The 15820-nt window shown below is 32.3% G+C and carries 18 protein-coding genes; 7 read left to right on the top strand and 11 right to left on the bottom strand.

Going from position 1 to position 15820, the window contains the following annotated elements:
- The first annotated feature begins 106 nt into the window (after positions 1-106).
- A complete protein-coding gene (locus BMZ09_RS11215; RefSeq protein ID WP_090840582.1) occupies positions 107-955 on the top strand; it encodes a DUF2911 domain-containing protein in 849 nt (282 codons plus the stop codon).
- A gap of 76 nt (positions 956-1031) precedes the next feature.
- Here the strand turns inward: BMZ09_RS11215 and BMZ09_RS11210 are convergent, their stop codons facing one another.
- The 4 genes from BMZ09_RS11210 to BMZ09_RS11195 all read right to left on the bottom strand — a co-directional run bounded on the left by BMZ09_RS11210 (position 1032) and on the right by BMZ09_RS11195 (position 5298).
- Positions 1032-1469, bottom strand: a complete 438-nt coding sequence (locus tag BMZ09_RS11210; RefSeq protein WP_090840580.1) for a GNAT family N-acetyltransferase — start codon at positions 1467-1469, stop codon at positions 1032-1034.
- 61 nt (positions 1470-1530) lie between these two features.
- Positions 1531-2160: a tRNA (guanine-N1)-methyltransferase gene (locus BMZ09_RS11205; RefSeq protein ID WP_090840578.1), complete on the bottom strand. Its 630-nt coding sequence runs from the start codon at positions 2158-2160 to the stop codon at positions 1531-1533.
- 127 nt (positions 2161-2287) lie between these two features.
- Positions 2288-3736 (bottom strand): glyceraldehyde-3-phosphate dehydrogenase, encoded by a 1449-nt coding sequence (locus tag BMZ09_RS11200; protein ID WP_090840576.1) that lies wholly within the window; start codon positions 3734-3736, stop codon positions 2288-2290.
- 149 nt (positions 3737-3885) lie between these two features.
- On the bottom strand, positions 3886-5298 hold the full coding sequence (locus BMZ09_RS11195) for a S1C family serine protease (RefSeq protein ID WP_090840574.1): 1413 nt from the start codon (positions 5296-5298) through the stop codon (positions 3886-3888).
- A gap of 126 nt (positions 5299-5424) precedes the next feature.
- Between BMZ09_RS11195 and dapF the strand changes: the two genes are divergently transcribed.
- From dapF to BMZ09_RS11170, 5 genes are all read left to right on the top strand, one after another.
- A complete protein-coding gene (gene dapF, locus BMZ09_RS11190; RefSeq protein ID WP_090840572.1) occupies positions 5425-6204 on the top strand; it encodes a diaminopimelate epimerase in 780 nt (259 codons plus the stop codon).
- Positions 6198-6731: a GNAT family N-acetyltransferase gene (locus BMZ09_RS11185; RefSeq protein ID WP_090840570.1), complete on the top strand. Its 534-nt coding sequence runs from the start codon at positions 6198-6200 to the stop codon at positions 6729-6731. Before dapF ends, BMZ09_RS11185 begins: the two co-directional genes overlap by 7 nt.
- Positions 6721-7764, top strand: a complete 1044-nt coding sequence (mltG, locus tag BMZ09_RS11180; RefSeq protein ID WP_090840568.1) for an endolytic transglycosylase MltG — start codon at positions 6721-6723, stop codon at positions 7762-7764. Before BMZ09_RS11185 ends, mltG begins: the two co-directional genes overlap by 11 nt.
- Positions 7709-8677: a DUF2279 domain-containing protein gene (locus BMZ09_RS11175; protein ID WP_245741136.1), complete on the top strand. Its 969-nt coding sequence runs from the start codon at positions 7709-7711 to the stop codon at positions 8675-8677. The genes mltG and BMZ09_RS11175 overlap by 56 nt, the downstream gene beginning before the upstream one ends.
- 107 nt (positions 8678-8784) lie before the next feature.
- On the top strand, positions 8785-9450 hold the full coding sequence (locus BMZ09_RS11170; protein ID WP_090840566.1) for a peptidoglycan-binding protein LysM: 666 nt from the start codon (positions 8785-8787) through the stop codon (positions 9448-9450).
- Here the strand turns inward: BMZ09_RS11170 and BMZ09_RS11165 are convergent.
- The 3 genes from BMZ09_RS11165 to dnaA are packed head-to-tail and all read right to left on the bottom strand — an operon-like array spanning position 9447 to position 12086.
- Complete coding sequence (locus tag BMZ09_RS11165) at positions 9447-10163, bottom strand: SAM-dependent methyltransferase (protein ID WP_090840564.1); 717 nt, start codon at positions 10161-10163, stop codon at positions 9447-9449. The genes BMZ09_RS11170 and BMZ09_RS11165 overlap by 4 nt on opposite strands.
- 20 nt (positions 10164-10183) lie before the next feature.
- Complete coding sequence (locus tag BMZ09_RS11160) at positions 10184-10645, bottom strand: low molecular weight protein-tyrosine-phosphatase (RefSeq protein ID WP_090840562.1); 462 nt, start codon at positions 10643-10645, stop codon at positions 10184-10186.
- 13 nt (positions 10646-10658) lie between these two features.
- A complete protein-coding gene (gene dnaA / locus BMZ09_RS11155) occupies positions 10659-12086 on the bottom strand; it encodes a chromosomal replication initiator protein DnaA (protein ID WP_090840560.1) in 1428 nt (475 codons plus the stop codon).
- A gap of 192 nt (positions 12087-12278) precedes the next feature.
- Here dnaA and BMZ09_RS11150 point away from each other — a divergent pair, with 192 nt between their 5' ends.
- Entirely contained in the window at positions 12279-12677 is a 399-nt protein-coding gene (locus tag BMZ09_RS11150; protein WP_090840664.1) for an acyl-CoA thioesterase, read from the top strand.
- On the opposite strand, the gene BMZ09_RS11145 is transcribed toward BMZ09_RS11150, so the two are convergent.
- The 4 genes from BMZ09_RS11145 to ribD all read right to left on the bottom strand — a co-directional run bounded on the left by BMZ09_RS11145 (position 12666) and on the right by ribD (position 15818).
- The gene (locus BMZ09_RS11145) at positions 12666-13277 is read right to left on the bottom strand and encodes an IMPACT family protein (protein WP_090840558.1); all 612 of its coding nucleotides are present in this window, start codon (positions 13275-13277) and stop codon (positions 12666-12668) included. The two genes, BMZ09_RS11150 and BMZ09_RS11145, sit on opposite strands and share 12 nt — an antisense overlap.
- 2 nt (positions 13278-13279) lie before the next feature.
- Positions 13280-14143, bottom strand: coding sequence for a DMT family transporter (locus BMZ09_RS11140; RefSeq protein ID WP_090840556.1), 864 nt, complete (start codon positions 14141-14143; stop codon positions 13280-13282).
- On the bottom strand, positions 14143-14754 hold the full coding sequence (locus BMZ09_RS11135) for an HAD family hydrolase (RefSeq protein ID WP_090840554.1): 612 nt from the start codon (positions 14752-14754) through the stop codon (positions 14143-14145). The genes BMZ09_RS11140 and BMZ09_RS11135 overlap by 1 nt, the downstream gene beginning before the upstream one ends.
- A 77-nt stretch (positions 14755-14831) precedes the next feature.
- Positions 14832-15818: a bifunctional diaminohydroxyphosphoribosylaminopyrimidine deaminase/5-amino-6-(5-phosphoribosylamino)uracil reductase RibD gene (gene ribD, locus BMZ09_RS11130; protein WP_245741135.1), complete on the bottom strand. Its 987-nt coding sequence runs from the start codon at positions 15816-15818 to the stop codon at positions 14832-14834.
- Positions 15819-15820 lie beyond the last annotated feature (2 nt).

The raw sequence follows: 15820 nt of genomic DNA, 5'->3' as shown, positions 1-15820 counted from the left end.
AGTTTGATTGATAAAACAGATTGCTCTTTTTTTAAGGTTTTATTAACAAACAAGGTATTTCTAATGCTTAATTTTACGTTTTAAATAACTTATTAAAAAGTCAACCATGAAAAAATTATTTACACTTATTATGGTGTTGACAGTATCATTTGCTGTTAATGCACAAATAGAAACGCCACAACCAAGTCCTTCTCAAAAAATTGAGCAAACAGTTGGTTTAACGGATGTTACTTTAGATTATTCTAGACCATCAATGAGAGGTCGTGAAATTTTTGGAAACTTAGTGCCTTTTGGAAAGCTTTGGAGAACAGGAGCAAACAAAAACACTATTATTACTTTTAGTACAGCAGTTACAATTGGAGAGCAGACTTTAAAAGCTGGATCTTATGCTATTTTTACAACACCTAATAAAGAGAACTGGGAGGTTGTATTTTATACTGATACAGAAAACTGGGGAACACCTGCAACATGGGACGATTCTAAAGTGGCAGCTAAGGTTAGCGTAAAAGCAACAACTTTACCAATGTCTATCGAAACGTTTACATTTACATTTGATAATTTAACTAATGACTCTGCAGTATTAAGTTTACTATGGGAAAATACAATGGTAGATGTTACAATTGGTGTACCAACTGATGCAACAGTAACAGATGCTATTTCTAAAATAATGAATGGGCCAAGTGCTGATAACTATTATGCATCTGCACGTTACTACTTAGAATCTGGAAAAGATATTAAGCAAGCAGTAACTTGGATTGACAAAGCAATTGATATGACTAAAGAATCTCCTAAATTTTGGTGGTTACGTCAACAAGCGTTAATCCATGCAAAAGCTGGAGATAAAAAAGGAGCTATCAAAGCTGCTAAAGCATCTTTAGAGTATGCTGATAAAGCTAAAAATGCTGACTACGTTAAGATGAATAAAGATTCTTTAAAAGAATGGGGAGCAATGTAATTATTGGCTTCTAGCTTTTGGTAATTAACCACTAGTTTAAATATTAAAAAGCGCAATCCATTGGATTGCGCTTTTTTTATTGATTAGTCCAAAAATATTGCAGGTCTTGATCTTGTTTCCAACCTAAGCTTTCATAAAGCTTTTGCGCTGGATTGGTTCTTTCTGTTTGTAAGGCTAAGCCTTTGTAATTATGTTTTTTACACACCGCTTTTGCTTCGTTTAAAAGGGTGACACCATAACCTTGTTTGCGATAGTTTTCATTTACGAATAAATCGTTTAATATAAATAAAGGTTGCATGCTAACACTTGAAAAGCTATGAAACAATTGTGTGAATCCGACCGGCTTTTTTTCCGCGAAAGCGATTAAAATAATAGAGTCTTGCTTGGTTAGTCTATCTTTTATAAACCGTGTGGAACCTTCTAGATTTGGCGTTTGTCTATAAAAGATGCGGTATTGATTAAACAATGTTGCTACTTGATCTAAATGTGTGAGGTTGGCTTGAATTATGGTCATAAAAAAATCTGTAAACGTGAATTTACAGATTTTAATTGATATTATATTTTTTTATTTAAACTTAGCTATTTCTGCTTTTATTTAATTCGTCTTGAAGTTGACGTCTTACTTTTTGTTCGCGTTCTAGGGCGTTACGTCTGTGCTCTTCAAATTCTTCTTCTATTTCTTCTAATTTTAATTTAGCTTCTTTAGTAACTGCATTACTATTTTTAAACTTAAAGATAAAAAAGAATAAAAAGGCTAGTAATCCTGCTATGATTGACCAAAGTAAGGTGTTATACCCACCTTTGCTCATTTGTAAACCAAATAAAGACATGCTGTCTTTTTCTTGGTTAGTTTCTTCTAAATTAGTTTTAGTGTTGCTTAGGCTGCTTTTTAGCTGCTCTACTTCTTGACTTTGAGAGCTTACTTTGTTTTGTGTGTCAAGTAATTCCTTTTTTAGTACTTTAAGCGAGTCTAAGGTGTGTGATTTTAATTTTGCAATCCATTCGTTTCTTACAACTTCATAAGATTGTCCACGCTGATCTCTCCAGTTATTAGACCTTTTTGTAAGGTATTCGAACTGGTTTTCTAATGTTCCAGAATCTAGAGATAGTTTATCGTCTTCTTCTGTGGTTTCAGTTTGTGCTACTGCTGTAAATGAAAATAAGAAAATAAAAATAGTTACTAATAAATAGTTTGTATGACGCATGGTAATTGTTTTGTTGTCTTTCGCTTTGCGAAAATATAAAAAAAGGTTTGCTTTTTGGCTTAAAAATAACAAAAAGCCTCACAATTGCGAGGCTTTTATATATACGTTGATAATTAAATTTTAGATGTTAGTAATACGTAAAACGTCTTACTTTAGCAATATACTTAGCTAATCTGATAACTTGATGGCTGTAACCGTACTCGTTATCATACCAAACATATAAGATTGCATTTTTACCATCTGTTCTAACTATAGTCGCTTTGCTATCAAATATTGAAGGCGCAGAGCTACCAATAATATCCGTAGATACTAACTCGTCACTCATTTCATATTTAATTTGCTCTACTAAATCACCTTCTAAAGCATACTTTTTAATGGTTTCATTAATTTGCTCGACAGTAGTTTCTGAGTCTAATTCTAAATTTAAAATGGCTAACGATCCGTTTGGTACAGGTACACGAATAGCGTTTGATGTTAATTTACCTTCAAAACTAGGTAATGCTTTAGAGACCGCTTTTCCAGCTCCAGTTTCTGTAATTACCATGTTTAATGCAGCTGCACGTCCACGACGGTATTTACTATGGAAGTTATCCACTAAATTTTGATCGTTAGTATACGCATGGATAGTTTCTAAGTGTCCACTTTTTACACCGTACGTATCTTCCATTGCTTTTAAGATAGGCGTAATAGCATTGGTAGTACAAGATGCAGCAGAAAAAATATCTATTTTATCAGGATTGTTTTCTAAATGGTTTACACCATAAACAATATTAGGAATTCCTTTTCCTGGTGCAGTAAGTAAAACTTTATCTGCTCCTGGAGAGCTTTTTAATCTTGTTAAAGCCTCTTTATCTCTAAACACTCCTGTATTATCAATGATTAATGCATTGTTAATACCATATTTAGTATAATCTATATCTTCTGGTTGATTAGCATTAATAATTTTAACAGTAGTACCGTTAATTATTAAAGCCTCATTTTTTAAATCTGTAGTAACCGTTCCTGAAAAATCACCGTGTACAGAATCGTTACGTAATAATGCAGCACGTTTTTCTAATACGGTTGCATCTAATTTACCACGAGTAACAATAGCACGTAAACGTAATTGACTACCTTTTCCAGTACGTGTCATTAACTCTCTAGCAACTAAACGACCAATACGACCAAAACCGTAAAGTACTACGTCCTTAGGCGTAATGTCTTTAGTTTTACTAGCACCCTTAAGTTGATTAGATACAAATGCTAATGCATTGCTGTATTTTTTTTCTTCTAAATGGTACTCGTAAGTTAATTTACCAATATCAAGTTTAGCAGGAGGGACGTCTAGCGTTTGAATAGCTTGAGCAATCTCTACAGAATCAAATATAGAAATAGGTTTTTCTACAAACTCACCTGCATATTCATGTAGGTTTAAAATTTGAGACACATTTCTATCAATTAGTTGGTTTCTAAAAAGCACCAATTCGATAGATTTGTCATACCACAAATCGCTAACAATTTTAATAAATTCGACTGTAGCTCGTCTTCTGTCTGCTTGAAACGCTAATTCGTTTTCGTAAGTTTCGTTAATGGACATTTTAAATTATTTAGTGTGTGTTGTTAATTTATTATGTAAATTTTCGGCAAAAGTATTGATTTCAAACGATTTCGTAAAGGAAAAAGTGTAAAAATTTAAAAGCCCTTAATTTTTAAAATTAAGGGCTTTTTTTAACGTTTAAATAGTAATTATCTTAAACCGTAACGATTTGTTTCTCCTTTAGAGTTTATTAATTCGATACTTAATGGTTGATACGTATCTCTATTTTTTAATATCGTATCTACATCCTCGATTGTATTTACTTTAATGTTATTGATGGCAGTTATAATATTACCTTCTTCAATTCCTTCTGCTTGTAAATATTGACCATAAGTACCATTAACCTTTGTGATTTTTACACCATTTTTAGTTTTGTACTTTTTTAGGTCTTCAGGTTTAGCATTTTTAATAACACCAATTACTGGTAATATATAGGTGTTGTTTTTAAGCAAGGTTACAGCAACCTCTTTTTCTACACCATCACGTAAAAGTGTAATATTAACAATGTCATTTGGACGTTTAGTATCTAGAAAACCTCTAAGATCACTAAACTTTTTAATCTTAATATTATCAACCATTTTAATAATATCGCCACTTTTAATACCGGCTTCAGATGCACCGGTGTCTTCTTCGACATCGTCGACATAAAAACCTTCCGTCTCAGCAACTCCAAGTTTTTCTGCAGAAGAACTGTTTAAAGAACCTCCAATAACACCTAAAATACCATTTTGTACATTACCAAACTCCATAATATCTTGGACTACTTTTTTAGCAATATTACTAGGCACAGCAAAAGAGTAACCAATGTATGATCCCGTTTGAGACGATATAGCAGTATTAATACCAATTAGCTGACCCGCAGTGTTTACCAAAGCCCCACCTGAGTTACCCGGATTTACCGCAGCATCTGTTTGTATAAAAGACTGGGTGCTTCTACCACTTAAATCTCTAGATTTTGCACTAATAATCCCCGCAGTAACTGTAGACGTTAAATTAAACGGATTACCAACCGCTAAGACCCATTCTCCGATTTTAGCCGTATCACTATCCCCAAATGTGGTGTAAGGTAGTTGGTCTTCAGTTTCAACTTTTAGTAAAGCAATATCCGTTTTTGGATCAGTTCCTACAATTTTAGCTTTTAAAGTTCTATTATCATTAAGTGTTATACTTAACGCTTCAGAGTCTTCAATAACATGGTTATTAGTAATTATATAACCATCAGGCGATATAATTACACCACTTCCAGTTCCTAACTGCCTTTTTTGTGGCACACGGCCATAAAATAAGTCTTGTAAAGTAGGTTGTGCTGTATTTAAAGCAACGTTTTTAACGTGGACTACAGCATGTACTGTTTTGTCTGCGGCAGTGGTAAAATTAATACCTTCAGCAGCAGCTAAAGCAGTCGTGTTTGTGTTATAATTGGCAGGTAAATACGCTGGTGTTTCCTGCGTTGTTGTGTTGGCAATTTGTTGTTCATCTTTTTCAAGAAAGGTTTTGTATGTTCCTAGAGTAATTGCGCCTCCTAATACCGAAACTAAAACCAAAGTTAACATCTTCTTCATAAAATACTTAGTTTAGATTTAATTAGATAACGATTAAAATTAATTAAATATTGAATGCCTATTTCAACTTTAACGACGTTTTAACAACTGAAAAAACTTATATTTGTCATTCAATTTTTCATCCCAATGACGTTGACTTTTTATAAATATCAAGGAACAGGTAATGACTTTGTCATGATCGATAACAGACAAAATGTGTTTGACAAAAACAATACCAAATTAGTTGCTTTTTTATGCGACCGTAAATTTGGCGTTGGAGCAGACGGTCTAATTTTACTAGAAAACCATCCAACAGAGGACTTTAAAATGGTCTATTATAATGCAGACGGAAACGAAAGTAGTATGTGTGGTAATGGTGGACGTTGTATTGTCGCTTTCGCGGAATTTTTGCAGTTGATTACAGATCAGACAACGTTTGAAGCAACAGACGGTTTGCATTTTGCAAAAATTGAGGATAACATTATCCATTTACAAATGAAGGACGTGGACACGGTCAAAAGCTTTAAAAATCATCAGTTTTTAGATACAGGCTCACCACATCACGTGCAGTTTGTTGCAGACTTAGCGCATTTTGATGTTAAAAATGAAGGTAAAAAAATTAGATATGGTCAACCTTATAATCAAGCCGGTACAAATGTTAACTTTGTAGAAAAGGTTAATGAAGATACTTACACGGTTAGAACCTATGAAAGAGGTGTAGAAGACGAAACCTTATCTTGTGGTACTGGCGTTACCGCTGTTGCAATTGCAATGCATAACACAGGAAACAGTGTTGCCACTACTATTAACCTAAATGTACAAGGAGGCGCGTTAAAAGTGTCTTTTGTAAAAGACGGTAATAGTTATAAAAAGGTCATGTTAATAGGACCTGCGACGCAAGTTTTTAAAGGCGAAATAGCATGTTAACATTAAAAGGAGAACATATTTATTTACGTGCTTTAGAGCCTGAAGATTTATCATTTATTCATACCATTGAAAATGACGAATCTATTTGGGAAATAAGCAATACCATAACGCCGTACTCTAAATATTTAATCAAGCAATATTTAGATCAAGCACATAAAGATATTTTTGAAGTAAAGCAGTTGCGTTTAGTTATCTGTAATTATAAACATCAGGCTATGGGTATGATTGATGTCTTTGATTTTGATTTTAAAAATAGACGTGCAGGAATTGGTATTTTAATAAAAGAAACTGATGATAGGCAAAAAGGTAATGGTAAAGAAGCTTTACAGTTACTAACTAGTTATTGTTTTAAGCATTTAGATTTGCATCAATTATATTGCAATATAAGTGAGGATAATACAGCTAGTTTAGCATTATTTAAAAATCAAGGATTTAAAGAAATTGGTCTTAAAAAAGACTGGAATTATTTAAATGGTCAATACAAAAACGAATATTTATTTCAATTAATTAATACCAATGTATATTAAAAAAATCTTAGTTGCAATAGCATTAATAGGACTAGTAATTGCTGCTTATTTTGCTTATTTTATTTATGGCGCGATGTTTAAACAAAACACTGCATTTAATAATGACACAGCCTATATTTATGTGCCAACCAATGCTAATTATGATCAGGTTAGAGAGCAGTTGGTACCTTTATTAAAGGATATAGATAGTTTTGATGCATTAGCACAACGTAAAAAATATACGACAAATATTAAAGCAGGACGTTTTGCTATTGATAAAAACATGAGTAATAATGATATTATTAACTCTATTAGAAGTAAAAATATTCCAATAAAATTAAGCTTTAATAATCAAGAACGTATTCAAAATTTAGCAGGGCGTATTGCTGAGCAAATAGAACCGGATAGTTTGTCACTGTTGCAAGCCATGACAGATAAAGTATTTTTGGACAAGCATAAGTTTACAAACCAAACAGTATTAAATATGTATGTTCCTAATAGCTACGAGTTTTTCTGGAATACATCAGCTGAAGGCTTTAGAGATAAAATGCTAAAAGAATACTATCGTTTTTGGAATGATTCGCGTCAAGCAAAGCGTAAAGCATTAAATCTTTCTGTAAACGAAGTTGTTACTATTGCATCTATCGTTCAAAAAGAAACCGCTAAGGTAGACGAAAGGCCAAGAGTTGCTGGTGTGTATTTAAATAGAATAAAAGTTGGTATGCCTTTACAAGCCGATCCAACAGTTATTTATTCTAAGAAATTAAAAGATAACGATTTTGATCAAGTTATAAAACGTGTGTTATATAAAGATTTAGAAATAGATTCGCCTTACAATACTTATAAATACCGAGGGATTCCACCGGGACCAATCACAATGCCAGATGTATCTGCTATTGATGCTGTTTTAAATGCAGAAAGCCACGGGTACTATTATTTTGTAGCTAATGTCAAAAACTTTGGATATCACAAATTTGCTAAAAATTTAAGTCAACATAATGCTAATAAAAATGAGTATGTCCGTTGGATTAATAGCAAAGGTGTTAACAGATAAAGGTGTGCTTAAAACAGTACTAATTATATATGCCTTTTTAATTACAGGTAGTACAATTGCACAAAACAATCACTCTCAGTTTTTTAAACCTAGTGATACACTTAATGTGTCACGTAAAAACGCAGTTATTATAACGGAAGCTAGCTTAGCGTCTTTATCTATAATAGGTTTAAACGCTTTGTGGTATTCTGATTTTGAGCGTTCTAACCTTCATAGTACTAATGATAATTCAGAATGGTTTAAAATGGATAAGTTGGGGCATAGCTTTACAGCTTATCAATTAGGACGTTTTGGATCTCAAGCGTTACATTGGAGTGGAGTGAGTAAAAAAAATCAACTAATTTACGGAGCAACACTTGGCTTTTCTTTTTTAACAGCAGTAGAAGTTTTAGATGGTTTTTCTGAAGAATGGGGTTTTTCTTGGGGAGACTTTACCGCTAATGCAGCAGGAGCAGGGCTATTTATTGGACAAGAGCTGTTGTGGGAAGAGCAACGTGTTCAACTAAAATATTCTTTTAACCAAAGTCCTTACGCTAATCAAAATCCAGATAAACCGGGTAATGGGGTGTTTGAGGAATTTATAAAGGATTATAATGGGCAGACCTATTGGTTAAGTGCTAACCTGCATTCTTTTTTTAAAGACAGTAAATTACCAAAATGGTTAAATCTAGCTGTTGGTTATGGGGTGGATGGTTTACTATATGGTACTGATCAATTACAAAATATCAATTTTCCAAATCAAGACAGAACCAAACAATTTTATTTAAGTCTAGATATGGATTTAACCAAAATCAAGACCGATTCTACATTTTTTAAACAACTTTTTAACATAATTAATGTTATAAAAGTACCGTTTCCAACACTAGAAATCAATAGTAGCGGGAAGCTAAAAGGGCACTTAATTTACTTTTAACATAAGTTAACATATTGATTTTCAGTATTTAATTATTTGTTGTATATTTGCACGCTGAAATTTAAGTCTTTATAATATTAAAAAACAGACTTTTAAATCAAAAACAAATGAAAAAAAATATTGGAAAGTTATTATCCCTAACGTTTACAATATCAATTTTACTTTTAGTTGTATTTGTTACCACTAAAAATGATGCTACATTAGTAGATGAAATTGAGTTTAACAACGTTGACTTTGAAAATATACAATATGCAAATATTGCTTCAAACGTAAAAGCATTTAATAGAACAGCGTTTACACCTAAATTAGGTAAAACGTTTACAGGTTTTAAAGAAGCTTTAGGATTTAAAGAATCTCAAAATGATTATTTTAGAGTAAACCAATTTGGTTACTTAGGAAAATATCAATTTGGAAAAAGTACATTAAAAGTTTTAGGTATTCATCATCCTCAGTACTTTTTGAGTAATCCTGAGTTGCAGGAAAAAGCATTTATAGCAAATGCACAACGTAACAAATGGGTATTACGTAAGGATATCAAACGTTTTAACAACAAGTATATCAAAGGTGTTAAAGTTACGGAATCGGGTATATTGGCTGCAGCGCATTTAGCAGGACCAGGAAGCGTAAAGAAATTTTTAAGAAGTTATGGAGAGCAAGGATTTGCAGATGCAAATGGTGCAACCATAAAGTATTACATGAAGAAGTTTTCAGGTTATGATACCTCTTTAATTAAACCTTTAAAAAAGGTAAAAGTAAAATACGAAAGCGCTTAATATTGGCTTTTGTGAATAATAAATAGTGTTGGTCTCTTATGTAGGTCAACACTATTTTTTTTCCATTGACTCACTGTTTGTGTTTTAATAAACTCTGTAGGCAATGTAATGTCACAAGCCACACAAATCTCTGTACTATCACTTAAGATGCTACAAAGGTCTTCTAGAAGCTTATTGTTTCTATAAGGTGTCTCAATAAAAGACTGTGTTTGGTTATGTTCAAAACTTAGACGCTCTAAACGTTTTAATTCTGATTTTTTCTCACCTTTATCAATCGGTAAGTAACCGTTAAAAGCAAAGCTTTGTCCATTCATACCGGAAGCCATCATGGCTAATAGGATAGAAGAAGGACCAACTAACGGTACTACTTGTATATTGTTTTTATGTGCTAAACTAACTATATCTGCGCCAGGGTCTGCAATTCCTGGGCATCCAGCATCAGATATTAAACCTAAATTTTTACCTTCTAAACAGGGTTTGATAAAATTAGGTAAATCTGTAACTTCTGTAAATTTATTAAGTTCAAAAAGGTTTAAGCTAGCTTGAGCCTTATCTGGAGCAATAGTTTTTATAAATTTTCGGGCTGCTTTAGAGTTTTCGACAACAAAGGTGTCTAAACTATCAATAATGGTTTTTACTTGAGCAGGTAATACATTAAAAGGATTTGATTCTCCTAATGTACATGGTATTAAATATAGTTTTCCTTTAGTCATAGTACTGTAAAGGTATAAAATTAAGTAAGGCTGTTTAATTTGGTGCTAATTTTTTCGGAAGCATCCTCTAAAAGGGTGTACACTTTTTCAAAACCGTTGTCACCACCGTAATACGGATCTGGCACATCTAAGTTTTTGTCGGGAAAACTTTCGTTTAAAATTAATTTGACTTTAGAGTGTTGTGCTTCATTTTCAGCTAACGCTATAATATTAGCAAAGTTTGACTTATCCATTGCATAGATAATATCAAAATCTATAAAATCTTGTTTAGTAAATTGTCTAGCACGTTGTTTAGTAATGTCAATATTGTGCTTTTTGGCAGTGCTTATTGATCTTGTATCTGGTTTGTTTCCAATATGGTAGCTGCTAGTTCCGGCAGAATCTACAGTAAACAAGTCAGTGTTTAATTTTGATTGTAAGATACCTTCAGCTAGAGGAGAACGACAAATGTTTCCTAAGCATACCATTAAAATATTAGTCATTTTAAAATGAAATTTAAACCGAAAGTTTCTTCGTTAAATCCTCAACGTATTTTTTAAACTGCTTGTCTGTAGATGATAAATTATCTACGGTCTTACAGGCGTGTAATACGGTTGCATGATCACGTTTTCCTATTTGAGAACCAATACTGGCAAGAGATGCTTTAGTTAGTTTTTTAGCAAAAAACATAGCTAATTGTCTAGCTTGTACAATATGACGCTTTCTAGTTTTAGATTGTAATGTATCCACATCCATTTGGAAATAATCTGACACAATCTTTTGGATATAATCTATAGATACTTCTCTCTTGGTATTTTTTACAAACTTTTCTACAACTTGTTTAGCCAACTCAATATTGATTTCCTTTTTATTAAAAGAGGATTGAGCAATTAAAGAAATAATAGCACCTTCTAGCTCTCGAATATTTGATTTTATGTTTTTAGCAACATATTCAATAATATCGTCAGGCATTTCAACACCATCTCTGTATAATTTGTTTTTTAATATAGAGACACGTGTTTCAAAGTCAGGTGTTTGCAATTCAGCAGATAATCCCCATTTAAATCTTGATAGTAAGCGTTGCTCAATATCTTGCATATCTACGGGCGCCTTGTCACTAGTTAAAATAACTTGCTTACCATTTTGATGCAAATGATTAAATATATGGAAGAATACATCTTGTGTTCCAGACTTTCCTGATAAAAACTGAACATCGTCAATAACCAATACATCAATTAATTGATAAAAATGTATAAAGTCGTTACGGTTGTTCTTTTTAACAGAGTCAATATATTGTTGCGTAAATTTTTCAGCAGAAATATATAAAACAGTTTTTTCTGGGTATTTATCTTTTATATCAACACCAATAGCGTGTGCTAAATGTGTTTTACCTAAACCAACACCACCAAAAATTAATAATGGATTAAAAGACGTTCCACCTGGCTTTGCAGAGACTGCTAAACCTGCACTACGTGCTAAACGGTTTGAATCACCTTCTAAAAAGTTATCAAAGTTATAGTTTGGATTAAGTTGAGATTCGATTTTTACGTTTCTAATTCCAGGAATTATAAACGGGTTACGTAATTCGCGGTTCTTATTATTAAGCGGTACGTCTACATTTTGAGACCTTACAGCGCTTCTATTAGAACTCGGAATTTTTTCAGTAAAAGGTTGTTTATTACCATACGTGTTTTCCATTTTAATAATGTAAACCAATTTGGCAGTTTCACCCAACTCTTTAGTTAAAGATACTTTTAAAAGTTTAACGTAATGCTCTTCAAGCCACTCGTAAAAAAACTTACTTGGTACTTGTATACTAAGCGCATTATCTGCAAGCTTAACCGCTACAATAGGTTCAAACCAAGTTTTGTAAGCTTGTGGTTGGATATTATCCTTTATAAAAAGGAGACAATTATTCCAGACCGTTTGCGCAGTTACACTCATGTTAAATTTAAAAGGTATTTCTAAGTTAGTTACTTTTGTTCTGATAATAGCAATGAACAGTTCCGTTCTTAAGCTTGGCAAATATGTGAACAAAAAACGTAAAAAAAAAATGAATTACTATTGAATATTCAGTTTTTTTTGTGCATGTTGTTTAGCAATTCGAAACTACAAAAAATATTTAAGATAATGGGTATAAAACAAGATGAAATTGAAATAAGAGTACGTTATGCAGAAACCGATCAGATGGGTGTGGTTCATCATGGGAATTACGCATTATATCTAGAAATGGCTAGAATTGAATGGCTACGAAAATTAAACATTTCTTACCGAAAAATGGAGGAAGAAGGGATTGGTTTACCAGTTGTGTCTATGGCTTTAAATTTCAAAAAACCAATACTTTATGATGATGTTATTAAAGTAAAAACACAACTTAAAAAGGCACCTACAGCGATGGTTGAATTTGACTATGAAATACTAAATGATTTGGGTCAAATTATGTGTACAGCAAGTGTGGTTTTAGCTTTTTTAGACATGAAAACAAAACGTCCAACTAGACCGCCAAAGTATTTTTTAGATGCTTTAAATGGATAATGATTTTATATTTACTTCGTAAATATTTTCAAAAATTTCAAAAATTGTAGACGCATCTTTTTTTCTAACCGAAATTGTGATTTGACAATCTAATTCTAATTTTTGGTTAATAACCTTTAGATTTTTCTCTTTTATAACCCGCATGACTTTATTCATGTTTTTATAATCAAAAGTGATTAGAAAGGTTTTGTTAATGGTGCGTGTTACAATTTTGGATGCTTCTAAAGCTAATTGGGCGCCTGTTTTGTAAGCATTTATTAAGCCTCCAACACCTAATTTAACGCCTCCAAAGTATCGCACAACGACTATAAGTATATTGGTGACTTCAAACGATTGGATTTGCCCGTAAATAGGCATTCCTGCACTATTGTTTGGTTCTCCGTCGTCATTGGCACGATAAGCAATAGTTTCAGTACCAATTTGATAAGCATAACACCAATGTCTGGCTTGGTGGTGCTGTTTTTTTAAGTCTTCTAAATGCTGCTTAATGTCTTCTTCTGTTTTTACAGGAAAAGCATAGCCAAAAAATTTAGAATTTTTATCCTTAAAAAGGACCTCTTCAGATGGTTTTGTTATTGTTTTGTAAGCGTCGTTTTCCATAATTATGCTAAAGTTACCAAAAGTATTGATAGTATAGCAACGCCAATACCAATCCAGTTTTTTGGAAGTAGTCGTTCTTTAAAAAGTGCAAGACCTAATAATGTAGATAACATGACTATGGCAACATTGTTAACAGTAAATATAGTGGAGCTTTCAAAATTGTCTGCATTTAAAGCTTTTAACAACATGTAAATAGAGTAGTAGTTAACAATACCTAAAATAACACCTGCAACAACACTTTTTGGGTCAAAAGTGAATGTTTTTTGTATCGCTTTCGCGGAAAGTAGGCCAATACCAATCAATCCGGCTATAAAAAAGATAGTTGCAGAAAATATTGGAATACCATTATCTGCCACATATGTAGTCTCTAAATATTTTATAGAAGTATCAATAGTTCCTGATCCTAAAAATAGTATTATCGGTAGCCATAAACTTTTAATTGAAAACCGGGCATTAGTTTTTTCTTTATGAGACGCTAGATATACAGCAACCAATGCTAATATAATTCCAATACCTTTTTGCCATCCTAAACTTTCGTTATAGACAAAAAGTCCAAAAATTATTGGTATCACAACACTCATTTTACTAGCTACGGATGCTACAGATAACCCGATACGTTGTGCGGTCAGAGCCATGACATTAAAAATTGCTATAAATAGAAATCCTAATCCAATAGCACCAAAAAACCATTTAGAGCTTATGATGTCTTCAATAATAACTGGAGAATCATAACTTAAAATACCACAAGTAAACGCAGTAAAATAATTAAATACAATGGTTTGTAATGTGTTAATGTTTCTTTTTCCAATAACTTTAAAAATCACAAAAATTAAAGTAGAAGCACAAATACTAAAAATTAAATACATTAAAACAATTCTTTTTTAATGGTAAATAAATCTATAATATCTTGTGTTTTTGGATCGTTATTCCAAACATTTATACCAAGCGTGCTTGCAGCATCAGTGTTTTCTTTAGTATCATCAATAAAAAGACATTCTTCAGGTTTAAGCTTGTTTTGATCTAGTACAAACTGAAAGATATCCGCGTTTGGTTTACGTAACTGAATTTCGTGAGATAAGTAAAACTTGTTAAACGCATTTTTAAAATCGTCGTAAAACGAAATATGCTTTTGGATACATTCTATGTGCAGTGCATTGGTGTTACTTAATAGTATCAGATTGTATTTTTTGTCTTTTGCTAGTTGTTGTATAAACTCTAAACGACTAGACGGAAAGTCACAGATAATATAATTCCATGCTTCAGTAATCTCTTTTTTTGATAGTTTAGGAAAATTGTCCATGTAAAAATCAATAAACTCGTCTGTATCAATCAAACCTTGTTCGTAAAAGCTATTAAAAGCAATCAGTTCTTCTGATAATTCTTCAATTTCAAATAACTCTAAAGCGTTAGTCATAGCGCCTTCTTTATCTAAATTGATAAAGACATCTCCAAAATCGAATATTATAGTTTTAATCATAGTTTTTTATTTCTGCTACAGCATTGCGCTATAGTTGTATTGGTCAGTTCTAATTTGTTTACTCAAACGTATTAGTGTTATCTGTTTTTATTAGTGTAAATATTTAGTGTATCGTCTAAAATAGTAGTGTCTTTTATTAATTGGCCATCAAATTTAGGTGCTTTAATACCGTCTATAAATTTGATTTTTCCAGAAAACACTCTAGCTTCATCCCATAAATTGGCATCAATAAATAGTTGTAAGGTTTTAGAGCCGCCTTCTATAATTATTGAGTTTATGTTTTCTTTGTGTAGATGGTCGCAAATTGCTTTTATCGTATGGTCTTTGAAGGTAATTGTTTCTGCGTCTGTATTAAATATAGCATATTGATCAGATAATAAATTATTACGATCTAAAACAATACGGACAGGGTTTTGACCAGTCCAATCTCTGACATTTAATGTAGGATTATCTTTAATAACTGTATTTGTACCCACTAAAATAGCTTGCTCTTCGGCTCTCCATTTATGTACTAATTGTCTAGAATAGGTATTAGTAATCCAAACGGGTTTTTGTTCGTCTTTAGTTTTTGGCGCAATAAACCCATCGATTGATTGGGCCCATTTTAAGATAATATACGGACGTTTTTTGTTATGAAACGTAAAAAAACGTTTGTGATGTGCTTTGCATTCGGCTTCTAAAACACCAACTCTAACATTACGACCTGCTTCCATTAGTTTTTTGATGCCTTTTCCGGCAACCTCATGGTTATCATCCACGCAGCCAATAACAATATTTGGTATTTGATGATGGATTATTAAGTCGCTACAAGGAGGTGTTTTTCCATAATGACTGCAAGGTTCTAGTGTAACATATATTGTAGCTTCTTTTAATAAAGCTTTGTCTGTAACACTATTTATAGCGTTGACTTCAGCATGATTACCACCATATTTACTAGTAAAACCTTCGCCTATAATCTGGTCATTTAATACAATAACACTACCAACCATTGGATTTGGACGTGTTTGTCCTAATCCATTTTTAGCAATTTGTAAAGCGCGTTTTATGTAATATTGATCCGTCAAAT

It is taken from the genome of Olleya namhaensis, assembly GCF_900114005.1.
Taxonomy (GTDB): Bacteria; Bacteroidota; Bacteroidia; order Flavobacteriales; family Flavobacteriaceae; genus Olleya; species Olleya namhaensis.
Note: the sequence above shows the minus strand (reverse complement) of the source record. Positions and strands in the feature narration are given on the sequence as shown.